Genomic DNA, 21,469 nt, shown 5'->3' with positions numbered 1-21,469 from the left:
GGTCAGTGGCGGTGAATATAAACCGGCCGCGTCACCACGATCGGCGGGCGTCCCATCATCGCATCGCTTTCTGCCCGCCATGCGCGTCGCTCGGCGCGGCGGTCGAGCTCGAGGTCGAGCAGGCAGCGCGCCATGGCATCGGTCCCGGGACGGAACCCAAAGCGCGCGCAGGACTGCTGATCCGCCGCCCGCCGCTCCTCCGGTGTGATGGTCTGGCAGGAAGTGAGTGCCGTTCCGATGACGGCCAGTGTGGCGAGAAGGGCAAAACGCATGACGGGCTCCAGATGATGGCTGCGGCACCCGGAGGTCGCTTTCGCGGATCCCAACTCGGCACCAAACCTATAACGACGCAATGCTCCAGACATGTCAAAGCCTGTCACCAGTGGAGGTTGGATTGGCCCGGCACTCGTGTGACCGAATGAAGAAGGCAGGCATTGTTGCATGGGCGATCATCGCCGCCCTATTCGCGTTCTATATGATAACCAGCGTTCCATTTCCTTTTGTGCAGGCTTGGTGGCACGCTGCAGATGACGATCCGCACGACCGCTTTTCCAAACGCCACCGCATGGCCGACTGGCTCGTGATGACAGGCGCATTGAAAGGCTTGAGCCGTAGCGAGGTCCTGGCGAAACTCGGACCGCCACCACCCACAGCCAAGTTCACGGACTATGATCTCGTCTATCACCTCGGCGATGAACGCGGCTTCTTGTCCATAGACTCCGAATGGCTCGTGATGCGCCTGTCTCAATCTGGGAACGTGACGGAAAGCCGAGTGATCCGCGACTAATAATCTGCAAGGATTCCATTCCCCGCCGCGCTGTTCTACAGAAGGAAAGAGACTTTGCATGGAGCCGCTTTCACACAATGACCGTCCGCTTTGTCCGGCCCGTTTCCCGCGCCGCCTATTTCGGGCGCAGGCTCGGCTTCTGCGCTTTTCTTCTATTCGTGGTTTCAGCCGTCGCGCATCGGTTCGGGCCGCTGAACGAGCCGGATTTCGTGGCACTTGTTCTGTGTTCCGCAACCATTGCGGCTGCCTCGGTACCGCTGTCGCTGCTGGGTCTCGCGCGGCTCTGGAGTGTCGGTGCAAGAGGAGGCGTTGCTGCTGCCCACGGGCTGGTGTTTGCAGCCGTCCCGCTTGCCGTCGTGGTGATGGGAACCGTGTCCTATCTCACGCTGCCGCCGCTTTACGACATCTCCACCGATATCGCCGATCCGCCTGCCTTCGTCTTCGAACCGACAGCCGACCAGCGCTTCCTGCCGCAGCGCCCGCCGATGGTCACGCCCACTGAGCGCCGCGCGCAGTTTGCCGCCTATCCGCGCCTCACCGGACGACGTTACGAAGGGGCCGTCGACCGCGTCTACGAAGGCGTCCAGAAGGCGCTACGGTCCGCCCGGATCGGCATCGTCAAGACAGAGGGGCTGGAGCTTGTGGAGCCCGACATCCTCACCCGTGCCGCGCCCCGCGACGAGCAGGCGCCGGTGCCGGATGTGGCGCCGGTGCCGTTGCGCCGGCCTGAACTCACGCTAGAGCCGACGATCGGCACCGCCGGCGATGTGCTGCTTCAGGGCGAGACCCGCACGCTGGTGCTCGGCCTGCGCTTCGATATCGTGATCCGGTTGCGTGAAGATGCCGAGACGACATCCGTGGATCTGCGCGTCGTCTCGCGCTTCGGCCCGCATGATCTCGGCCTCGGGGCTGCGATTGCCCAGGATTTCCTCGATCGTCTCGATAACGAACTGCTCGGCATCACCGGCGGCTAAGTGCCCGTCAAGCCAGCGTATAGATGCCTGAAAGCGATGGCGGTCCGTCCGTCGCAACCTGTCCCTTGCCGATCAGGTCTTCCAGATGCGCCAGCACCGAAAGGGCGGCCGCACCATGCAGACGCGGATCCGTGCGCGCATAGATCGCCGTCACCATGTCCGGGATCAACCGGTCGCCGGCGCGGATCCGCTCCAGCACCGCACGCTCGCGCATCCGCCGGTGCGTCCGCAGGCCGCGCAGAAAAGAGGCGGGCTCGGTCACTGGTCCGCCATGTCCGGGAAAGAAGATCCGGTCTTCGTCCCCGCGCGCCAGAAGCTTTTCGACCGACGCCATGAAGTCGGCCATGGACCCATCCGGCGGCGCAACGATCGTCGTCGCCCAGGCCATCACGTGGTCGGCAGAAAACAGGATGCCCGAATTCTCAAGCGCGAAGGCTGAGTGGTTGGCGGTATGGCCGGGTGTGTGCAGAACGGAAATCGCCCACCCTTCACCGTCGATCGTCTCACCATCACCGGCCGCGATATCGGGCACGAAATCGGTATCAGCGCTTTCAGCGAGCGGATTGATCTCGCCCGCGTGCAGGGAACGGGACGCCCGGTGCGGCCCCTGCGCCACCGTCAACGCCCCGGTCGCTTGGCTCAGCCGCCGTGCCAGCGGCGAGTGGTCGCGATGCGTGTGGCTGACAAAGATATGGCTGACACGCCGCCCCTCAAGCGCCGCCATCAAGGCTTCAAAATGCGCCTCGTCCTCCGGCCCCGGATCAATCACGGCCACCGACGATGTCCCGACGATATAGCTGTTGGTGCCATGAAAGGTAAACGGCGAGGGATTGTTCACCGTCAACCGCTGCACCCCTGCCGCGATCGTCACGGGCACGCCATAGGAGGGCGAAAAGGTCAGATCGAAATCAAGGTCTTCCCGCATGCTCAAAAACTGTCCTGCCGCCAAGGGCGCTTGTTGTCATCTCCCCGAGGTTTAGCACCCGATCAACGCCCGTAAACCCGAAACCCCGCGTTTATTCGTGACAATCCCGAATTTTGCCGTTGAGAGGGCGGCAAAGCTTTGCTAGAGCAAGGCCACTTCCGGTCCGGGCCAGCAATGATTTGCCCCCGACCTGTTGGGGCGTCGCCAAGCGGTAAGGCTCCGGTTTTTGGTACCGGCATCCCAGGTTCGAATCCTGGCGCCCCAGCCATGCAGTATTTTACGGCCGAGACTCGCAATCCAACCGCTGCACCTCGGAATTCATGCCGCAACTTCTGTTTCCAGTCCGCGCGACGCCAGAACTTAGCTGCAAGGACGCCGTCTCAAGTCTGTCGCATAGGACGTCCACGTCTGCGATGATGCTGAGGAGCGCGGAAAGCGCGTTACCGGCATACACGTCGAGGATGACTTCTGCGCTGTCGTCCGGCTGGTCATGGTCGATTTGACGGGCTGGTGCGGGCATGGTCGCCTCTCCTTATGACTGGTATAGGTTCCTATTTTGTTCTCATTTACGAATGGAGTCAATGCGCTGCAAATTCTGCGATGAGGATAAGCCGCTCATCAGAGCCCACATCATCCCCGCAGCTTTCTTCGTGAAGAATGGAGCGCGCATTCTGTCGTCCTCGCCAGAGGTCTACCCAAAGAAATCGCCTATCGCCGTCTATGCTGATCGGTCGGCATCATCAGCGGGAGTGTTGGCTCTTCCAACTCGCAATCATCGCATTAATCTTGGGCTGCACCCGTCGCCGGGCTTCCCCTCGGCGAACGCCGACACGCAATAGATGGTCATATTCAGTCAACTCATGCCGAAGTGTGTTCTGGATGGTGTGATCAACGGCGTCGGCTATCGTGGCATCACGCCAGTTCTTCGGTTCGGTGCAGATCTGGCTCGCGAAGCGGACAACCGCAAACTCGGGACATCCTGGGTATTCCTGCCGGATGAAGTATTCGACTTCATAGCGGTGGAACTGCTGCCTGTGGCGCCTTTGCTGCCGTTCGCGCCGCCGCTGTCATTTTGATCCTATGGTTGGTTTGCCGGTCTGCAACTGCATGAGGGGCTCCATAACGAGAAGGCGCACGGCATGGTATAACTATGCTGCTGAGGCCCACCAGCCTCCCGCATCCGCCATAACGACGCAACACCAGCCAATTTTGTCGCATCATCCCGGTGTGACGATCATCACAACGGTTGCGTCAGGCGCGGGCAGCCTTTGCGAAGAGCACCTCGTCCACAGCAAAGCCGCCATTTTGGCGGTCGCGGGCGACGTGGACGACGACCGGGATCGCCTCCTCGAGATATTTGAGGATCGCGTCATGCGACAGGCCCGGATGGGACTGGTGCACCATGAAGACCAGCCGTTCATAGGCCGAGGCTGCCGAATTCGCATGGATCGTTGCCATAGAGCCCGGATGGCCGGTGTTGACGGCCTGAATGAAGGTGTAGGCCTCGCTGCCGCGTAACTCGCCCAGCATGATCCTGTCGGGCCGCATGCGCAGAGAGGCCTCCAGCAGGTCTTGCGGTGTAATTAGCGAGGCGCTCTGGCCGCCCTTGGAGGTCATGAGCGATAGAGTGTTCGGTGCATGTGTGACGAGTTCGCGCACGTCCTCGATCGTCACGATCCGCTCGTCGTCTATCAGCTTCATCAGTGTGTTAAGCAGACTGGTCTTGCCCGACGCGGTGCCGCCGGAGATGAGCATCGACAGTCGGCCACGGACCGCCTGCGACAGAAAGCCCATTGCATCGTTACGCTCGATCGCATCGACAAGTCGCAATTCCGGCGCTGAAAGTTCAAGCCTTGCACTCATGCGGGTGTTCCGCAGGGCGCCAGCGTTGGCGTAGTCTTCGAGCGTCAGGTCGCGCACGACATGCTTGCGGATTGACAGTGCGCCGCCATCGGGGGCGGCAGGCGGCAGCACGCATTGTACGCGCTCGCCGCTTGGCAGCGACGCGCTGAGGAGAGGCCGCTCCTCATTGACGACCTGCCGCGTGGCGCTGGCAACAAGCGTGGCGACAGTGATCAACCACCGCTGCGTCAGGCGCGGGTCGTCGATCCGCTCCATTGCGCCGGTCTTCAACCGTTCGACGAAGGCTTCGCCCGGTCGGTTGACGGCGATTTCGCCGACTTCAGGGTCTTCGAGATAGCGGATCACAGGGGAAAGCGCCCGATGAAGGACCGGAAAATCCTGCCACAGCGAATGATGCGCGTCGTGCCTGCTTGCGGGGATCGTCATTTGTATACTGGCGGCGGCGGATACCATCCGGTGGAGGACGAAGCAGAACCCCGCGGGACAGCGATACCCCTGCGTATCCTGCGAAGCTCTTCCTGCAGGGGATCGCCATAAAGCTTCGAGAAATCGAGGTCGCGGCGAACGAAGATGGTGACGTCAGCGCCTTGATCGACATGCACGGTGGGCGGAATGTTTTCTGAATTCTGTGCAGATTCGGTTGCAAGCTGTGTGAAGCCGCTGGTCCCTTGGGTAACGGCCGACATCACGCCGTCACGCCCATTGCCGGACGAATCGAGCGTGGTGGTGGTGGTGATGCCGGTCGCCGGGTCGGTGGAGGTGATGGTGCGTGGAGTTTCGTTGCCGTTGTCGAGCGCCAGCGCGGTGCCAATCTGCGCACCGCTGCCGAGGATGGAGAAGAACATGGCGGAACCGACGCGCTCGGCCCAATGCGTATCGACTTTGCCGGTGAGACCAGCCTGACCGATATTGTCTGCGCCGGGCGAGGCGATGTCGACTTGCGTGCCGTCGCTCACCACAATGCGGTTCCAGACCACGAAGACGCGCTTCTGGCCCCGAGATAGGCCAGACTTATATTCGCCCACGAGTCGCGAGCCCTTCGGGACGAGAATGCGACGGCCATCCAGCGAATAGACGTTTTCGCGCACGACGGCGCGAACCATGCCTGGCAGATCGCTGTTGATGGCGGTTTCCAGAAAACCGCGGATCAGGGTTCCCTGCGCGATCAGCGCGTCCGGCCGCGCGTTTCTTGAGGCGATGGCCGGCGTAATCCGGTTCTGCTCTGACTGCGCAAGAAAGGCCTTGTTCGGATCGCTGTCGGAGCCGGGCACCTGCACGACTTGGTTGTCGGCATCGGTTGCCACGGTATCGCCGTCCTGACCGCCGCCGTCGGCCTCAATGGTGATCATTTGGTCGGACTGTAAACGTTCCTGCATGGCATCGCGCGCAGCCTGCCGGGCAGTTTCCTCCTCCTGCGCCTGTCTTGCGGCTTCTTCCTCGCGCATCTGCCGTTCCAGTTCCTCGCGGTCACGGTTCGCATCGGCCTGATCGGAGACATCGCTCGGTGGCGCTTCTTCGACAAGCGGCTCAGGCGCGGGTTCCTCGGGTACCGTTACTGTCGCAGGAGGTAAAGGTTGGTCGGCGGGCGGAAGCGATTGCCGCTGCAAAGGGAAGGCCGGCGGGTCGAAGCGTTCCTCGCCGGCAGTCTCGCCCGGAACCATGCTGATCCCGCCGAGCCGCTGGCTGGGCCAGTTGACCAGCACCAGCCCGCCAACCATCAGAAGTCCGAGTGCGACAAAGCCGGCATTGCGGGCGAAATTCGAGCGCTTAGCCGCAACCAGGCTAACGCCGTCAAGATGGTCGTAGTCGAAGCGGCTCATCAGTGATCGCTCCCGCGTGGCTGGCTTGCCGTTCTCGGCGCGGCGGCTGACAGCCCGGCCGACGGCGATGCCCTACGATTGTAGAGGCACAGCGTGCGCTGTCCGGCCCTGAGAGTAAACTGCGCGGCAACCTTGTCGACAACAATGTAATTGCCCTCGGTGCGCGTGTTGACGAAGGATTCGCGGCCGTCGCTCTCCACAACGAACACAGCCGGGATGTCGCCGTCGAACTGCAGGAACATTTTGGTGCCGTCGTCAAACACCGTGCGTGGCTTCATCCCCCCATCTCCGCGGAACACGTAGTCATAGTTCAGGCCGTAGGGATTGAGGACCTTGAGCGAGGGAGAGGAGATGTTTTCCTTCGCCTGCGCCAGCATGTGCGCGCCGATTTCCTCATCCGGATAGCGAAACCGCACCTGGAACGCGGTCATCACCTTGGGATTGTCGGATACAGCGAGAAGCAGCGAATAGGTACGCTTGCTCGTTACGACGTTCACGTTCGTTTGCGCCCGCTCCAGCAGCGGCTTGATGAACATGATGGCCGAATCCTTCTTCGGCACGATCGACCATGCCTTGGTATCCCCCGCCGACACCGTCTGTATGATCTCGTCGCTGCCAAACTGGATCATTGTGGAAACGCCGAGGCCCGCCTGAACGGTAGTCACGTTGTCGTCGTCGAAGGTCACGTAGCGGATACGCGGATCCTTTGCCTCTACCGCGGAAACAGCGACGAGCGACCAGACGCAGCACAGGAAGATCGCAGTGGCCGGCCTCACGGGTTCGCCTCACTTGCCGGGGGCGTCGTCGACACGCTTTCCTGATCGCGCCTATAGGTGACGACCTCAAAACCAAGCGGATTGTCGAACCGGTATTCGTTGCGCATCGGCTTGGTGGTGTAGCGGAACCTCAAGACCGAGACCCAGTGGTTCTGCCGGATCTGGCCGTTGCGGCTGTTTTCCGTCGAGAATCGCACGCTGGCGGTCTGGTTGTTGAGGAAGGAGACGGACTTAACCGTGACCGAAATTGTGGTGTCAGCGCCATTGACCTTGTCGAGCGAACGAGGGTTGGAAGGCGAGAAGTCATGCACCAGATCCTGCACGGCCGCATCCGCCGATAACAGGCTCGCGAGATCGAAGTTCACCTTCAGGAGATGCGGATCGTAGGTCTCGCGCGCGCGGATGTAGCGAACGATATTGGCCGTCGTCACCGCCTCGTCTGAGGCTAACCCGCCGGGCTTCAAGGCACGAGCGATTTCGAGGTATCCCGTCGTCTTGTCAACCTCGACCACATAGGGTTCGTACTGCCTGAGCGGCAGAATCAGGACGAGTGTGGAAACCGACAGGAGCGCGATCGCCAGCGAGACGAAGGCAACGATCCAGGCGAGCGTTCGCGACCGGCGCAGGTTGCGGTGGATCTCGTCTTCCCATGTCGCGCCCTGCTGGTAGTAACGCTTGTCGACCATCTCCTGCTGCTTTTCCATCAGAGCCGAACGGTCGCGTTGCGCGCCGTTTCCCTCTGGATGTTTCGCATGGCATCGTCGGTCTGGCCGGCCAGCATGGTCACGCGCTGGGTGCCGGTGCGGAAGAGCGAGTTGATCGGGTTGACCGTGCCGGCATCATAGCGGCTCGCCACCATCACCGTTCCGCTGGCGACAGTACGCGCGATACCGGGAACCTGTAACAGCAGATAGCATCCGACCGCCTCGGCCAGAAGCAACGGCATGATGTGGGATATGCCGAGCGTCACGTCCGCGGAGGCCGGAATTTCCATGGCGCCGATCGCGAGCCCGATTATGCTGCTATAGAATCCGAGAAAGGCGAAGATCAGAACCTGTTGGATCAGAAGCCGGACGACGATCGTCCTGAATCCGTCCGTATAACGCGACGAGTATTTGAAAAGGGCGAGCACGATCCACAGCGGCCCCATCGCAACGATAATCTGCAAAAAGAACTTAGCGGCGAAGACGGAGGCGATCGCGATGCCGAGAAAGGCGACGGAGAATACAATCACCAGCGCCGAAAGCAGGCCGGCAAGACCGTCCATGACGCTGCCAATATAAATTTGGCCGGCGATCCGGATCGAGGCCGCATAGACCATGTCGAGTGCATGCAACACGTCGGTGTAGGCCGGCCGGCCGGTGGCGAGCGCAATACCCGCCATAATGCGCGAGCCCACGACATCGGGAATCGATTGGATCGCCACATAGATGGTGCCGGAGAAGGCGCCCCAGCTTGTCGCCAGCCAGTAGATGACGACGGCGCGCAGCAGTCGCTCCATCGCCTCGATCGGCGACAGTGAGGAGCGCCCGGTCATTAACGAGAAGCCCCACCAGATCACGTAAAGGATCAGCATCGTGAAGAAGATCGGCTGCAGCACGCGGCCAAGCGACTGGTAGACCTCACGGATGAAGGTCGTTCCCAGAACATCGACGCTGAGAAGCAGGTCGGAGGCGGCAGACGACACGGCCTGTTCCATGCGGCTACTCTACCATGATCTGGGTAAACGGGTTGACAGGCTGCGGCTCGCCGCAATGCGATGCCTCGACGAAACTGGTGAGCGGCCCGCAGGGAGCCTTGATCTGCCGGTCAGTGCTGCTGCAGGCCGATGATAGAATGGCCAAGGCAAAAAGGGCGCCTAATCTAGTTGCCATTGCTGCTGCCCCTGCCGATTGTGCGGAACGGATTGACGTCCCGGTATTGGAGGAGCTTTTTGACCTCTGTCGAGCGGCTTGCCTCCGAGGCAAGCTCGTTGCTTGTCGTGGAAAGAACCACAGCCTGCATGGCGATCAGTTCGTTGACCGCACGCGTCGTTTCCAGTCCCACTCGGGTGTTCTCGTCCACCGCGCCCTTGATGTCCTCGGAGCGACCGACGGCGATGGCGGCGCCCGATATCCGTTGCTCGCGAACCGCGGCATTGCGCGAGGCCTGCTCGCCAAGGGCTGCCAGTAGAACGCTTCCTCTAACCCTGGTTCTGTGAACTTGGTTGACGGCGTCAGTGCGGCCATCGATGCGCGCCTGCTGCTGAAGCGTCACAGCCAGCATCAGGCCGTTGATCATGAAGGCCGCAGCGCGGCGTGCTTCTGGGCTGATGCGACCGAGGTTCATCCGGTCTTCCTGAACAAACTGCCCCAAGGAGGGCGCGCCAGCGATCGCGACCCCACGGCCGAGCCCATCGGGCGGCAGCGAGAGCGAGCCGTCGCGCGATCCCGTCAGCGCTTTTGCGATCTGGTCAGTCTTGGCGTTCAGTTCCTTGTCGTTTGCAAGGATTTCGCGAGTCTGCCGCGCGTTCTGCTGGGCGACTGCCAAGTTCTCGATATCCAGTACAGCCATCCCCGCGGCATTGGCAGCGGATGCCGACAGCAGAAAAGATAGCACGCACACTCTCATGACGACCTGGCGGATTTCTCGAGGAGATACTCTCCAACCATAGCCTATGTCGGCATGCCGCCCGTCATTAAATCTCTGATTGCCTTCGCAGTTATCCACATTTGTTTGATTGTATCTACGCATCGTATTCAGTGAAGCGCGAAAGCCACTCGGCGGGATCGTCGCCGTAGCGGGCGCGCAGTGCTTCGCATTCGCGCACGGTCTCGATGCGGCCGGACAGGACTTTCATCAGGTCTGGCATCGAGGAAAGGTCGAGCTTGACGACGACGGAATCGTTGGCGCGCTTGACCAGCATTGCCCGGCTTTCCGGCGGTGCCGTCTTGATGAAATCGAACTCCTTCGCCGACAGCAGGAAGTGATCGCGATAGACTGCCGCACTCGCCTTGGCGTTCGGCAGGAAGATGTTGGATGTGGTCTGTTCGATAATCGCCGACGAAATGCTCGATTCGACAATATCGGCCGCAGACTGGGTGCCGAAACCGACGATACCGTTCTTCTTGCGGATCGTCTTCAGGAGATCGCGCAGGAAGCCCGGGAATACGGCGTCGTCGAGAAGCTTCCAGCCCTCGTCGAGGAATATCATCGTCGGCGTGCCGTCCAACACGCCCTCGATGCGGTGGAACAGATACATCAATGCTGCGGTGCGCGTTTCCGGGTCGTCCAGCACGCTGGTCATGTCGAAGCCGATGACCTGGGAGGAAAAATTCAGGCGATCGACGGGATTGTTGAACAGCCATCCCTTGTTTGCCGGGTCGAGCCAAGGTTCGAGACGTCGCGCCAGATCGTTTTCACCCGGCTGCAACCTACCTCGCAGCACTTCCGTCAGCATCTTCAGGCTGCGGCGCTCGCGAGGAAACTCAAAGAGCAGTCCCACGGCATCGGCGATGACGATCTTCTCCGAGGCCGACAGCGCGCCATCAGTCGGGTTCAAAAGATAGGATAGAAGCGTGTTCGCGAACGCCCGGTTGGCGGGCGTGTCGTCGATCTGCAGCGGTGCAAAGCCCGTGGGCGTGCCGGGCTCCAGCACCTCGTAATGGCCGCCGAGCGCACGGATAAAGATATCAGCGCCGCGATCCTTGTCGAAATAGATGCAACGCGGCCGCGGGCGGATGCGCATCGACTGCGCCATCAGGAAGGCCATCGCCGCCGTCTTGCCAGAGCCGGTCGGCCCGACGATGGTGAAGTTGCCGCTATCGTTGACGTGGAAGCTGAAATTATATGCAGTTTGGTTGGCGGTTTCGACGATCGCGATCGGCTTTTTCCAGTGCAGGCCTTGCGTGTCGCCGCTTGGAAAGTTGTGGCCGGAGAAAAGCCCTGCGAAATTCGCCGACGAGATCAACCCTCGCCGGGCGATATAGCTGAAGTTGCCCGGAAGCTGCGCCCAGAATGCCGGCTCCATGTTGAGGCTTTCGCGCACCGGCACGACGCTCATCCGCGACAGTTCGGACTGCACGTCGGACACGGCGCGGTTCAGTCGCGACACCGAGCTTTCGAAGACGCAAATTGACATGTGGTGATAGCCGAACACGACCTCGCCCTGCGCTAGCTTGTCCAGTCCCTGATGCACGGAGGCTTCCATCTGCGTGCCGCCGACGTCGGAGGTGGCAACCTGATTCCCGACGCGGCGCATGATCTGCATGGCGGCAGCCCGGTCTTCGATGGCAAACGACTGTGTCAGGATGAATTCGTAGGGCAGGCGCAGCAGCCCGTCCGTCCCGCCCGGCGCCGTGAAGGGTGGGTATTCCTTCATCGACACCATGGCGCCCACCTTCGACTGCATCTCCCCGCTGCCGCGGATTTCGAGCGCATTGCGCCCGAACAGGAGCTGGGCGGTCGGGATTGCCTCGGCTAGGCTCATGCGGGGAAGGGGCATTTCCACCGGATCGCCGCCGGAGACGATCTTGGCGAAAAATTCCGCCGGCTCCGAAAACACCGAGCCCCGCCGTTCGGCGACCCCGAGCCGCCTTGCGCCATAGGGGGCAAAGTCCTGCACCATGGCGAGCGTTGCTTCTTCCAGCTCGCGCAGCGCCTCAGTGCGGCTTTCGCTCTCGCCTGCGCCATGGCTGAAGGCGGACAAAGCACGGTCAACCCAGCCGATCTTGCCCAGCATATGGCGGCGTACGATCGTGAGGTAGATATCGTTGACGAAAAGGTTCTTCTGGCTGAGATGCTCCCGATAGCGACGATTGAGCTCGGCCGCGAAAGGCATGTCGAAATCATCGTCGATTGCAACCGCACTCTTGCGACGAATAACGGTGGTGTAGAGTGAGAAGCGCGACGATCCGAGAAGCCGGAAGCTGTTATTGCGGTTGCGCATCCGGGCATTGAGCTCGGCCTGATCCATGGTCTGGAACGGCAGTCCTTCCAGCTTTATGACAGAAACCAGAAATCCCAGTTTTGTCGAAACGACATGGTCATTGACATGCCTGAGATAGGGAATGTGCTCCTTCACCCCCATTTCATAGCGGCGCTGCCGCCCGAACTTCAGGCTGTCGTTGAGGCTCACGGCGAATAGCTCCGCCCGCCCCAAAACGATGCGTTGCGGATGGCGCGCCGCATGCCGAGCAGGCGTTCGAGGATGTGGAAGATGAATGGGTCGCGCTGACAGAGATACATCGCCATCAGATGGATGACGAAGGCAAGCACGATGGGCAGGAGAAAGCTGCTGGTGGCGATGAAAATCACAACCGCGATCATGCCGTTCAGCGCGAAGATTTCATAGCGGACGCCCCATTTCGTCGGCGGCCTCGTGAAGGCAAGGCTCACCGGCTCGACGGCTGGGAGATCGTCCTCCATGGGCTAGCGAACCGCGTAGCGCAGCGAATCGACCAACGTCGTCGCGCCGAAGACGAGCGCGATGCCGATGATGATCGATCCGGCCAGGCCCCAGACCAGACGACCAGTCATGGCGAGGAAGCCCAGAAAGCAGACGGCGATGATGGCGACGGAACGGGCGATCGCGCCCTGCAGGAGAGACACCAGCCAATCCAGCGCTCCCTGGATCGGGGCGGCGTCCTGCGCGTAGGCAAGGGTTGGAAGCATCGCGGCTACCAGACCAATCACGACGGCGGATCTGAGCGCCTTACTGCAATTCAATGACATGCCCGTCCTTCCAGCCCACCTCGGCTTTATTGCTGTCACCCTCGTCCTTAGCGGGCTCCTGAACCTGCTTGACCTGGGCTATAGACTGGTCGTGCTGCCCGACCATGGTCGAATATTTCCAGCGGTTGAGCACGCGAACAATATAGTCGCTTGTCTCCCGGTAGAGGGGGATACCCTTCTTTTCATGAACCTTCGCCGGCCCGGCATTATAAGCCGCCAGCATCAGCAGCGGATCTTTGAATTCGGTATAGAGCTGCTTCATGTACCGGACGCCGGCGCGCACATTTTGCTCGACATTGCAGCGATCCACAAGGCCAAGGTCCTTTGCGGTCGCCGGCATCAACTGCATGATACCGAGAGCGCCGCTGGAGGAGGGGCCGGAATTGGCACCGTAGCCGCTTTCCACCCATGCAACGGCATCGACGAGATCTGGATCAAGGCCCTCGGCGGCAGCAAGGCTGCGAACGATCAGGCTGACTTGCTGTGGATCCACAGCAGCACAGCGCTCAGCGACAGTTGCCGGCAACTCGATGGTCGAGTTGATAACATGCGCTTGCGTGCCGGCATTTGCCTCCGGCAGGAAGGCAAGACGAATTCGGTCTTCAATCTTGCCGGAAGTCTGAGGCGAGGCATAAGCCAGACGCGCATCGCGGGCGCTGCCTTCTAAAGGCCAGAAGCTCAAGGCGGCGACAACCGCTACCATGCTTGATTTCACCGCAACTCACCCGCCCTGAATATCGCTTCCTAATTATTGAGCGAGCCAGACCACCGTCAACAGAAGTCTTGTACTATCAACAGTTGAATTTTGCTCGGCTATTCGTGTATAGACTGGGTGCAGAATCAAGCCGATTATTTCCCGGCAAAACACGATGCAGGCAGGGGTATGCGAACTGGATTGCCGTTCGTCGTGACGCTGGTCAGTCTTTTTCACGCCACCCTTGCCGCGGCGAACGAAGCCGCATCCCCCAGCGATATCTGGACAATGCGCCCTTCGCACATTCTTGACGGCCACCGTTGGGTCGAAGGCGGCAGAACATTCGAGCTTTACGGCGTTGGCCCCTGCGAGCAGGGCAGGGCGATGAACGGTGACGTCGTGCGGACGGAAGAGTGCCGCGTGCTTGCCACCGCGCGGCTTGCCGCATTGTTTTCGACTGCTGGCGTCACATGCCGGGCAGTCGATAAGGCTATCGATGTCGGTGTCGTGCCAGTCATCTGCGTCGTTGAATTGGGCGACGATAAATTCGATCTCGGGATGGCGTTGATTGCCGGCGGCTACGGCTTTGCTGCACTCGGAGAAAACGGCCGGCCGGTGGTGAAGAATTATCTGGTAGCCGAGTTGAGCGCCAAGGTCGATCGGCAGGGTATATGGGCAAGGCACGGGCTGGATGACGGCCAAGTGCGACACGGGGACGGGAACAGCCATGAAAGCGGAAACTAAGCTCACCTTATCGATACTCGTCCTCCTCGGCAGCTTGATGCCGCGGGAGACGCTCGCTGTCGAATGCGCGACCGCCGATATCGTCGTCTATGGCGGTACGCCAGCCGGCATAGCGGCAGCGATCCAGGCGGGGCGAATGAAGAAATCTGTCATCCTGCTGGAGCCGACGCAGCATGTTGGCGGCATGATGTCGAGCGGCCTGAATAAGACGGATGCCTCTCCGCGGCAGGGCGCGAGGATTGTCTATGGCGGCATCGCTCAAGAGTTTTTTGCCCGATCTGCTAAACACTACAATCAGACAGGGCCGGAAAGCACCTACTTCGAATCGAAATGGGCTGAAGCGACGTTCAAGGCGCTTCTGGCAAGTGCCAAGGTCAACGTCGTTTATGGCCAGCGCATCCTCAGCACTGTCAAGACGACCTTCATCAAGCGAATTACCATGACGTCCGGCCGCAATTTCTGCGGAAGCGTGTTTATCGACGCCAGTTATGAAGGCGACCTGATGTTTAAGGCGCGCGTCAGCACAGTGCTCGGGCGCGAAAGTCGCACGCAATATGCGGAGAAGGATGCCGGCGCCCAATTGCTTGAAAAACCGGAACTCGGTGACGGCACCGCCATTACGATCGACCCCTACGTGGTTCCAGGCAATCCTTCCACCGGCCTGATTCCGGGTGTGATCACCGAAAAGCAGAAACCGGTCGGATCGGCCGATACCAATCTGATGGCCTATAACTATCGCATCTGCGTAACCGACAACCCAGCTAAGCAGGTGCCATTCTCGCGCCCTTCTGATTACGATGTTATGCAGTATGAGGGCGTTGCACGTTTTACCAACGAGTTGTTGACGTCGGGTCGGGGCCTATCGCCCCGCTACTTCATCGGCAACGGTACTACCGTGCTGGACAAATATGACGTCAACTCGAACCCCTGGTTCTCGACCGATGTCTTTCACCTCGGGGCAGCTTACGTGAATGGAACGGAAGCCCAGCGCGAACAGATCAGGAAGAAGATACGTTCCTATACCATGGGGTATTTCTATTTCGGCCGCACTGATCCGCGCCTGCCGCAGGCTGTCCGTGACGAAACTGCAAAGTTCGGATACTGCGCCGACGAGTTCGTCGATAACGGCAATTTTCCCTATCAGGTTTACGTCCGTCAGGCACGCCGGCTGGTGGGTCAATTCGTGCTGACGGAGAACAACATCCTCAACAAAACGAAATTCGCGGACTCGATCGGTTTGGGATACTATTCCATGGACCAGCACGGCATGCTGCGCACCGTGCTCAATGGTGTCGTAGTCGACGACACGCGGCAGAGCGTTTCATCTGGCGGCCCCTATGAAATTCCTTACCGCGCCATGTTGCCGAAGGCGACCCAAGTAAAGAACCTGCTCGTTCCAGTCGCATTGTCGACTAGCCATGTTGCCTACACTTCCGTGCGCGTCGAGCCGACCTACATGGTGCTCGGGCAGGCTGCGGGCGCGGCAGCAGCCCTTGCAGTCAAGGGCGATGTCGGCAAAGTCGATACCAAGATACTGCGAAGAAAGCTCACGGCCGCCAATGCGGTGGTAAGCTGGTAGAACTGAAAATTACTCGGCGCGCCGCGGCAACTGGGGCGCGCCGGAGACTAGCGAGGCGACACACACGGCGCTTGTCAGTGAACTGCTTTACAGAAGATCTTTCAACGTTCGTTCTTCGGACGAAAGATGCATCGGTTCGGAGAGGCCCTGCGGCCTCCCGACCCGAGAGCTCAAGGTTGAGCGAAAGGCGTGCCCGGAATCCGGGCTCCCGTGCTACGCACGTTTCGTGCAAACCCTCCAACAAGTGACCGAGAAGCGCCTGGCCGCATATGGTCCTCAGATCCTGTGGTCTCCCGTGTTTTCCATAACTGACGACGTAGTTTATTTTAGACGAATGTAATTCTTTTGAAACCCTTGAGAGTTGCATATGCGAACAGGAAGAAATTGGTTCTTGTGTCGCATTAATGAGTTCATTCAATACAATCTCTCAAAGCCTTATCGATGTTTGGCTGCGGTCGAGCGAGATGGCAGACCCGGAAAGCGTGTATTCTAGCTTCGTCTCCAGCCTCTCCATCAAGATGGCGCTGTCCGTTGTCGCAACGGGAGACGAAGACCCGTATGACTGGCGGTTTCGGCGGGTGAGGGACTTCGGGTTCAAGAGCCATTTGCTTGGTCAATTGAGGCTGCAATTTCCCGATGCCAACCTTCGGGATCTCGATCGAGGCTTCGTCGATGAGGCCATCATCCCAACCTATTCCCGCTGTCTGCAGGTCGGGCGCCCGACGCTTGAGCTTGTCAGAACGAAGGTTCTCGGGGTCAGGATCGGCTACGAGCGACTGCTGCTTCCTCAAAAGTGCGAGGGAAGGCCGAACTGGTGTATCAGTCTGGTCGAAGGCCGGTTCTTTATTCCGCCGTCGAAAGAAGCAAAGACCGACATGACGGATGACAACATCATCCAGCTGCTGATCGAGGGGCAGACGACCAAGGAAATCGCCGAAGACCTTCACCTCTCGCCAAGAACGATCGAGCATCGCATCGACAAGCTGAAGGGTCGGTTCGAAGCCAAGAACCTCGTGCACCTGGTGGCAAAGCTCGTCGCCACGCAGATGGGTCATCGGGAAAGAGAGAAGCCCTAGAGCGTTTCTTGGCAAGGTTGAAGCATTCTGTTGGCTCGAACGATTGCAGATGGTTGCCCGGTCGGCGCCCGTCGTAGCCACATCCGACGGTCAAGTCGGCCGGGCGCTCAGGCCTCCCGATCCAGCCAACCCGATGGGCCGGGCAGCCTTTCGCCAGGATCAAAGCCGATCGGCTTTGACGTACCCAGAGATATGCCCTTCGCCTTGCCTGTCCGAAATCCTGCGCCGGCAGGATGATTTACTCTCGCTGGGAAACGCTCTCGGTTACCGGTTTACAACCCGATTGATGGCAGCTCTTTCCCGGAGAGCCTCAAGCGACAATCCGGTACTTGTCGATGCGACATTGTAGAGGGCAGTGGAGATATTCTTGGTCTGGAAGGCCAGACCATTTTCGCCGAGCCGGTGATTGAAGCCTAGAAAATTGCCATTGCGGTCGAGGAGTACGTGGAGGCCGAAGAACATCTGGTCGAAGTCCTGGCTTCGCGGCTTGTAAAGATCTGTGCCGCCTGCGGACGTGTTGATCTCGCCGTCGAAATTCGCGATGAACATCTGCGTGACGGCGATGGCGTTGGGGCCGTGCTCGGTTACGACTTCCCCGAACTTGCAGGCTCCAAGATGCGGGACAGACTGCAGAATCGACGCACGAATTGCCTTGCGCATCCGGTGCCCTGTCGGAAGCGAAGAGGCGAAGAGGTGATTGGCATCGTCGCCGAGGATCGACAGGTTCTCCTTCGTGACAGCGATGACTTCTGAAAGAACCATGTCTGCGGCGAGCCGTCGAAACTTTTTGGCTGAGGTTGCCATCGGTTCCGGCTCGCCCGCTTCGCCATGAAACCAGCGTGTGTATTTCGCTGATGGGAGCGCAGCATCGCTAGAACTTGAGGGGGACAACGCCGTGCGCGAGATTTTCTTTACGTCGTCACCGAAACGGTCCCCGTACTGGAGCTTGGCTACACTCATGATGCCCTCTCTTCTTGCGTTGATGAAGAAGATATGAGTGCAGCCTTAAGAGGTTGCTCCCAGACGCTCCGTAGTTTCCCCCTCAATTGACGCAGGTCAACTTTCGCTTAGGGGCGCTTGCAGCATTTTGGAAAGGCGGTTCTTCGCGGCAATGGCATTCGGTATGCGGATGAGCATGGGGCAGACTTCGAGCCTCCTCCTGCGCACTACATTCACAGCCCGAGGATGATGCTTAGCAGTTGACGAGCGAAGTTCCGGAGATCGGGAGATACAAGCAACCGTACTTCCTCTGCAGCAGTAGCCGGCTCGACTTCTCTCCGCTTATCAGTCTCTATATGAAAAATCCTCTCGTTCCGCAGTGAGGTTCACGTTGTAGAACCGATCGCGTCTGACCTTGTCGCCCCACTTTGCCAGCATGAAAGCCGCTTCGGCGCGATAGCGCTCTGCCTTTTGTGACGATGTATCGAGGCCACGGCTGATGCTTTCAAGATGAATGAGCGTAGCGTGAGGAGTGTAGAGATTGCGGTAGCCAGCCGCGTCGAGTTTAAGGCACAGATCGACGTCGTTGAAAGCCACTTTCAAGTTGTCCTCATCCATGCCGCCTACCTGGCAATACTTCGCTTTTTCGACCATCAAGCAGGCCGCGGTGACGGCGGACAGCGATTGGGTCGCCGCAATCCGTCCCATGTAGCCTGGATCATCGCCACCGCGAAACTTGTGGGGATGCGCGGCCACCAGACCGATACCACAGATGATGCCCGCATGCTGGATGTGTCCCGTGTCGTAGAGAAGCTTGGCTCCGACAGCGCCGATTTCAGGACGGCTGGCTTGAGAAACCATTTCTCGAAGCCAGCCGCCATCAGTCACAATGATATCGTTATTGATCAGGGCGAGCATGCTGCCCTGTGCGTTTTCGACGGCGCGGTTGTTGAGTCTGGAGAAATTGAATGGCCCCGGCGCCGCTAGGATGCGAATGTTGTGTCTGCTGCGCAGAGTATCGAAGTAAGCAAGGGTCTCTTGTTCCACACTGCCATTGTCCACGATGACGATCTCGAAAGCGGGATAGTCGGTGTGGTCCAAAATGGAGTCGATGCAGGCTCGCAGCAAATCGGCGTAGTCGCGCGTGGGAATAATCAACGTCACCAGCGGCGCAGGATCGGGAACTGGCCAGATGACCCGGCAAAGATTTCCAGGCAGGGTTGAAGTGTTTGCTCGTCGGCCCTGCCTACGGAGACTGTCCTCAACCGCCTGACGCCGGGCCTCCGTCATTGGATAGGGCAGCAAGGGACTGCCACTCGTCTTTGCTGGACTTCCTCGGTGGTAGAGCACACGCGGAATATGCGTGATCTCGTCCGGGGACAGCACTTCGGCCGCTCGCAGCACGAGCTCTTGCGTATCGAGGTTCGCGAGCTTGCCGAAAGAAGGGCAGCAACTTTGTGCAAGACCGGTCTCGAACGCAACCGATCGTCCCACATAGTTCGTTGCATAGAAATAATCCGGATCCCAGTCCGGCTTGAAAAGCGGAGAATGCCGACGCTGGTTCTCGATTGCGTCTTCATCGCTGTAGATTAGCTTCGACATGGGTTTGGCGATATGGTGCTCGACAAGCTTATAGAGCGCGATTGGGGCCAGTATGTCTCCTGCCGACAGGAAAATTACAAAGCGCCCGTCGCAAGCATTGAGTAGGGACTGCGCGGTCTTATCCTCTTCGGCAAAGGTAGTGATAAACCTTGTGTCGTTCTCTTGAAGGCTCGTGATCGCATCCTGGCTATTTTGCGGAACATCTCGAGCCAAAACGACATGCAGTTGCCAGTTCTCGTAGATCTGGCGCTTCAGCGATCTGAGTGTCTCTTCTCCGCGCTCGGCCGTCTCTGAACTGATTGAAACGACGGCCGAGATCATCGGGCGTGTTCGCCAGCGATCGACCGCCCGCCTGAACCGCGCGAGGTCCTCATCGCTTACGGTATCGTGCTCGGCGATCCAGGTTTCGTAGGTGTCGCGTCCGGGATAAGACAGTATTTTTGCCAGATCGTGGGCGAACCGGTTTGAGGAGCGGTGTGTCCTGAGGTCCGTCAAAGCAGCGCGCGCCGCATCACGGTCTATCCTGCGAGCATGCCTAAAGCTGCTTGCCATACCAATCTGTCGAAGCGAGAATGCGTTGACAACAAAGCTTCCTTCGGTGCTCGCTGGATCGAGACGAAGGCGTAACACCGCGTCTTCAAGCAAGCCAACGGCACGAAACTTTCCATTGCCCTGGGGTCGCAGGTTGAATGTAGAAAATCTCGACCATTCCGCACGATGTTCGACGTACAGAACCGGGGTAAAAACCATCGCCGTTCCCGACACCTCAAGCTCGATCGAAAACCAGCCGGGACGAAGTTGCTCACCTTCCACGACGACCGAAAACTGCGGTTCTTTCGTTGTCGCGACGAACTTGTTGTCGCGGATGACGAGGTGAGCCTTCGGATTGAGGCGAGCCTGCAACGACCGTTCCTTCGCGAGTCTCAATATCTCAACCATGGACAAACCGAACGGCGTGGCTTCGCCATCCCGTTGGCCGTTGCGCTCATTGATCTCCGCAATCCGGATCTCCTCACGGCCTTGCAGCCTGAAAAAACCAGCAAGGCACGTAGCGGTCTCCATGCCCTCATTCCGTGTACCGAGGTCAGTCGGCGCATTCGGTCCTGCCTGCATTAGAGAAACGCGCAGGCCAGCGATCTCCTGCTCGACAGGTGGTGACAGCGGCAGGGCGCTTAGGGCTTCAAAGGTAGCAAGTGCGTTGGCCAACTGACCTAGGCGCTTGAAAAGATGAGCAAGGTGGAGGCGGGCATCGGGGTAAGTTCCGTCGCAGTGGATGGCGAACTCGTAGGCTCGGATCGCCGCCTCGAACAGCTCTGCCTCCTTTAGCATGTGCGCGTACTGGACCCAGCCTTCCGCCGATGGTGTGCCGTGTTCGAGTGCTTCGCCATAGAGCGTGGCCGCAGCCAGCCATTGTCTATTGTCACGCAAACGATCGGCACGAGCAGTCATTTCCGTGAGTGCAGCCTGGTGCAAACTCATTAACGTCATCCATCCCAAAACATTGCATGCCAATCGGAGGTCGACACAACATCGCAATTTGGTTGAGTCAATTCAACAGTTTCGGTTATCACCCTCTTGTAGACTGCCGGGTTTTCTTGAAGTGAAACCGTGCTTGCAAATCAATCCTACTGCCTTGGGCCACTATCCAGATCGGCGTGCAGATTGATCCGGCGCCGGTGGTCAACCGACTTCATGGTCCGATAATGTTCCAGTGCAATACCCTTCATCCCCAGGGGTCTGAGTATTGACCGCCATTTCGCTTTTAGGGCGTTAGCACGCAGTTTAACCTCGGCGCGCCTACGATACTCGGCACGCTGACGTTCCTGTTCCTGCACCTTCCGATGAAAGCCGATCCCGGCAACCGTAAACAGGACGACTGCACCGATGACAACCAGAACGGAAAGTGTGGAGAGGGAAACCATCCAAAACTCGTGGAACGAGACTGCTTTTCTTTCGGAAGAATAGCAGACGCGTTACC

23 protein-coding genes and 1 tRNA gene are annotated in these 21,469 nt (G+C 59.4%); 7 read left to right on the top strand and 17 right to left on the bottom strand.

Translation table 11 applies throughout. The features are described 5' to 3' along the window. Positions 1-2 precede the first annotated feature (2 nt). Positions 3-272, bottom strand: coding sequence for a hypothetical protein (locus ASG19_RS02555; protein ID WP_062453597.1), 270 nt, complete (start codon positions 270-272; stop codon positions 3-5). Positions 273-418: 146 nt separating this feature from the next. On the opposite strand from ASG19_RS02555, the gene ASG19_RS02550 reads away from it, so the two are divergent. Together ASG19_RS02550 and ASG19_RS02545 are read left to right on the top strand one after the other, a co-directional pair. Beyond that, positions 419-787, top strand: coding sequence for a hypothetical protein (locus ASG19_RS02550; RefSeq protein WP_062453596.1), 369 nt, complete (start codon positions 419-421; stop codon positions 785-787). 77 nt (positions 788-864) lie between these two features. Beyond that, the gene (locus ASG19_RS02545) at positions 865-1,761 is read left to right on the top strand and encodes a DUF1499 domain-containing protein (RefSeq protein ID WP_062453595.1); all 897 of its coding nucleotides are present in this window, start codon (positions 865-867) and stop codon (positions 1,759-1,761) included. 7 nt (positions 1,762-1,768) lie between these two features. On the opposite strand, the gene ASG19_RS02540 is transcribed toward ASG19_RS02545, so the two are convergent. Then, entirely contained in the window at positions 1,769-2,686 is a 918-nt protein-coding gene (locus ASG19_RS02540; protein ID WP_062453594.1) for an MBL fold metallo-hydrolase, read from the bottom strand. Between the two features lie 194 nt (positions 2,687-2,880). Between ASG19_RS02540 and ASG19_RS02535 the strand changes: the two genes are divergently transcribed. Further along, positions 2,881-2,954 (top strand) — tRNA-Gln (locus ASG19_RS02535). A 472-nt stretch (positions 2,955-3,426) separates the two neighbouring features. Here the strand turns inward: ASG19_RS02535 and ASG19_RS23380 are convergent. Next, complete coding sequence (locus ASG19_RS23380; protein WP_244476107.1) at positions 3,427-3,627, bottom strand: DUF2293 domain-containing protein; 201 nt, start codon at positions 3,625-3,627, stop codon at positions 3,427-3,429. On the opposite strand from ASG19_RS23380, the gene ASG19_RS24375 reads away from it, so the two are divergent. Then, entirely contained in the window at positions 3,547-3,762 is a 216-nt protein-coding gene (locus ASG19_RS24375; RefSeq protein WP_062453592.1) for a hypothetical protein, read from the top strand. The genes ASG19_RS23380 and ASG19_RS24375 overlap by 81 nt on opposite strands. 175 nt (positions 3,763-3,937) lie before the next feature. Here ASG19_RS24375 and virB11 read toward each other — a convergent pair whose 3' ends face one another. The 11 genes from virB11 to ASG19_RS02475 form a co-directional block, all read right to left on the bottom strand. Further along, positions 3,938-4,975, bottom strand: a complete 1,038-nt coding sequence (virB11, locus tag ASG19_RS02520) for a P-type DNA transfer ATPase VirB11 (RefSeq protein WP_062453591.1) — start codon at positions 4,973-4,975, stop codon at positions 3,938-3,940. Continuing rightward, positions 4,972-6,369: a type IV secretion system protein VirB10 gene (gene virB10 / locus ASG19_RS02515; protein ID WP_062453590.1), complete on the bottom strand. Its 1,398-nt coding sequence runs from the start codon at positions 6,367-6,369 to the stop codon at positions 4,972-4,974. The genes virB11 and virB10 overlap by 4 nt, the downstream gene beginning before the upstream one ends. Further along, a complete protein-coding gene (locus tag ASG19_RS02510) occupies positions 6,369-7,145 on the bottom strand; it encodes a TrbG/VirB9 family P-type conjugative transfer protein (protein ID WP_062453589.1) in 777 nt (258 codons plus the stop codon). Before ASG19_RS02510 ends, virB10 begins: the two co-directional genes overlap by 1 nt. Continuing rightward, positions 7,142-7,849 carry a type IV secretion system protein gene (locus tag ASG19_RS02505; protein WP_062453588.1) on the bottom strand — a complete coding sequence of 236 codons (708 nt, stop codon included), beginning with the start codon at positions 7,847-7,849 and terminating at the stop codon, positions 7,142-7,144. Before ASG19_RS02505 ends, ASG19_RS02510 begins: the two co-directional genes overlap by 4 nt. Then, positions 7,849-8,844 (bottom strand): type IV secretion system protein, encoded by a 996-nt coding sequence (locus ASG19_RS02500; RefSeq protein WP_062453587.1) that lies wholly within the window; start codon positions 8,842-8,844, stop codon positions 7,849-7,851. Before ASG19_RS02500 ends, ASG19_RS02505 begins: the two co-directional genes overlap by 1 nt. 4 nt (positions 8,845-8,848) lie before the next feature. Further along, positions 8,849-9,019, bottom strand: coding sequence for a hypothetical protein (locus tag ASG19_RS23780; protein ID WP_156466393.1), 171 nt, complete (start codon positions 9,017-9,019; stop codon positions 8,849-8,851). Continuing rightward, positions 9,009-9,743, bottom strand: coding sequence for a hypothetical protein (locus tag ASG19_RS02495; RefSeq protein ID WP_062453586.1), 735 nt, complete (start codon positions 9,741-9,743; stop codon positions 9,009-9,011). The genes ASG19_RS23780 and ASG19_RS02495 overlap by 11 nt, the downstream gene beginning before the upstream one ends. A 127-nt stretch (positions 9,744-9,870) precedes the next feature. Beyond that, entirely contained in the window at positions 9,871-12,261 is a 2,391-nt protein-coding gene (locus ASG19_RS02490; RefSeq protein ID WP_156466392.1) for a VirB4 family type IV secretion system protein, read from the bottom strand. Then, positions 12,258-12,551, bottom strand: coding sequence for a VirB3 family type IV secretion system protein (locus ASG19_RS02485; protein WP_062453585.1), 294 nt, complete (start codon positions 12,549-12,551; stop codon positions 12,258-12,260). The genes ASG19_RS02490 and ASG19_RS02485 overlap by 4 nt, the downstream gene beginning before the upstream one ends. Before the next feature lie 3 nt (positions 12,552-12,554). After that, positions 12,555-12,797 (bottom strand): TrbC/VirB2 family protein, encoded by a 243-nt coding sequence (locus ASG19_RS02480; protein ID WP_062453584.1) that lies wholly within the window; start codon positions 12,795-12,797, stop codon positions 12,555-12,557. A 40-nt stretch (positions 12,798-12,837) separates the two neighbouring features. Continuing rightward, positions 12,838-13,539, bottom strand: a complete 702-nt coding sequence (locus tag ASG19_RS02475) for a lytic transglycosylase domain-containing protein (RefSeq protein ID WP_210168441.1) — start codon at positions 13,537-13,539, stop codon at positions 12,838-12,840. A 201-nt stretch (positions 13,540-13,740) separates the two neighbouring features. Between ASG19_RS02475 and ASG19_RS02470 the strand changes: the two genes are divergently transcribed. The 3 genes from ASG19_RS02470 (at position 13,741) to ASG19_RS02460 (ending at position 16,950) form a co-directional block, all read left to right on the top strand. After that, the gene (locus tag ASG19_RS02470) at positions 13,741-14,295 is read left to right on the top strand and encodes a hypothetical protein (protein WP_162238116.1); all 555 of its coding nucleotides are present in this window, start codon (positions 13,741-13,743) and stop codon (positions 14,293-14,295) included. Then, a complete protein-coding gene (locus ASG19_RS02465; RefSeq protein WP_082476159.1) occupies positions 14,243-15,874 on the top strand; it encodes an FAD-dependent oxidoreductase in 1,632 nt (543 codons plus the stop codon). Before ASG19_RS02470 ends, ASG19_RS02465 begins: the two co-directional genes overlap by 53 nt. A gap of 464 nt (positions 15,875-16,338) precedes the next feature. Further along, complete coding sequence (locus ASG19_RS02460) at positions 16,339-16,950, top strand: helix-turn-helix transcriptional regulator (protein WP_162238115.1); 612 nt, start codon at positions 16,339-16,341, stop codon at positions 16,948-16,950. A gap of 264 nt (positions 16,951-17,214) precedes the next feature. Here ASG19_RS02460 and ASG19_RS02455 read toward each other — a convergent pair whose 3' ends face one another. From ASG19_RS02455 to ASG19_RS02445, 3 genes are all read right to left on the bottom strand, one after another. Continuing rightward, entirely contained in the window at positions 17,215-17,910 is a 696-nt protein-coding gene (locus ASG19_RS02455) for a DUF6656 family protein (RefSeq protein WP_156466390.1), read from the bottom strand. A gap of 324 nt (positions 17,911-18,234) precedes the next feature. After that, a complete protein-coding gene (locus tag ASG19_RS02450; RefSeq protein ID WP_062453578.1) occupies positions 18,235-20,970 on the bottom strand; it encodes a glycosyltransferase in 2,736 nt (911 codons plus the stop codon). 146 nt (positions 20,971-21,116) lie between these two features. After that, positions 21,117-21,413 (bottom strand): hypothetical protein, encoded by a 297-nt coding sequence (locus tag ASG19_RS02445; protein ID WP_062453577.1) that lies wholly within the window; start codon positions 21,411-21,413, stop codon positions 21,117-21,119. Positions 21,414-21,469 lie beyond the last annotated feature (56 nt).

This window comes from Rhizobium sp. Leaf306 (assembly GCF_001423425.1).
Taxonomy (GTDB): domain Bacteria; phylum Pseudomonadota; class Alphaproteobacteria; order Rhizobiales; family Rhizobiaceae; genus Neorhizobium; species Neorhizobium soli.
The sequence above is the reverse complement of the archived record's forward strand: the minus strand, read 5'-3'. Positions and strand labels throughout refer to the sequence as shown.

Bases quoted from the DNA above. Each gene is read 5' to 3' on its own strand.
- ASG19_RS02505 (WP_062453588.1), bottom strand. From the start codon at position 7,849: ATGGAAAAGCAGCAGGAGATGGTCGACAAGCGTTACTACCAGCAGGGC.
- ASG19_RS02550 (WP_062453596.1), top strand. From the start codon at position 419: ATGAAGAAGGCAGGCATTGTTGCATGGGCGATCATCGCCGCCCTATTC.
- ASG19_RS23780 (WP_156466393.1), bottom strand. From the start codon at position 9,019: ATGGCAACTAGATTAGGCGCCCTTTTTGCCTTGGCCATTCTATCATCG.
- ASG19_RS02540 (WP_062453594.1), bottom strand. From the start codon at position 2,686: ATGCGGGAAGACCTTGATTTCGATCTGACCTTTTCGCCCTCCTATGGC.
- ASG19_RS02555 (WP_062453597.1), bottom strand. From the start codon at position 272: ATGCGTTTTGCCCTTCTCGCCACACTGGCCGTCATCGGAACGGCACTC.
- ASG19_RS02485 (WP_062453585.1), bottom strand. From the start codon at position 12,551: ATGGAGGACGATCTCCCAGCCGTCGAGCCGGTGAGCCTTGCCTTCACG.
- ASG19_RS02500 (WP_062453587.1), bottom strand. From the start codon at position 8,844: ATGGAACAGGCCGTGTCGTCTGCCGCCTCCGACCTGCTTCTCAGCGTC.
- ASG19_RS02465 (WP_082476159.1), top strand. From the start codon at position 14,243: ATGACGGCCAAGTGCGACACGGGGACGGGAACAGCCATGAAAGCGGAA.
- virB10 (WP_062453590.1), bottom strand. From the start codon at position 6,369: ATGAGCCGCTTCGACTACGACCATCTTGACGGCGTTAGCCTGGTTGCG.
- ASG19_RS02460 (WP_162238115.1), top strand. From the start codon at position 16,339: ATGGCAGACCCGGAAAGCGTGTATTCTAGCTTCGTCTCCAGCCTCTCC.
- ASG19_RS02450 (WP_062453578.1), bottom strand. From the start codon at position 20,970: ATGAGTTTGCACCAGGCTGCACTCACGGAAATGACTGCTCGTGCCGAT.
- ASG19_RS24375 (WP_062453592.1), top strand. From the start codon at position 3,547: ATGCCGAAGTGTGTTCTGGATGGTGTGATCAACGGCGTCGGCTATCGT.
- ASG19_RS02445 (WP_062453577.1), bottom strand. From the start codon at position 21,413: ATGGTTTCCCTCTCCACACTTTCCGTTCTGGTTGTCATCGGTGCAGTC.
- virB11 (WP_062453591.1), bottom strand. From the start codon at position 4,975: ATGACGATCCCCGCAAGCAGGCACGACGCGCATCATTCGCTGTGGCAG.
- ASG19_RS02470 (WP_162238116.1), top strand. From the start codon at position 13,741: ATGCGAACTGGATTGCCGTTCGTCGTGACGCTGGTCAGTCTTTTTCAC.
- ASG19_RS02545 (WP_062453595.1), top strand. From the start codon at position 865: ATGACCGTCCGCTTTGTCCGGCCCGTTTCCCGCGCCGCCTATTTCGGG.
- ASG19_RS02455 (WP_156466390.1), bottom strand. From the start codon at position 17,910: ATGAGTGTAGCCAAGCTCCAGTACGGGGACCGTTTCGGTGACGACGTA.
- ASG19_RS02480 (WP_062453584.1), bottom strand. From the start codon at position 12,797: ATGCTTCCAACCCTTGCCTACGCGCAGGACGCCGCCCCGATCCAGGGA.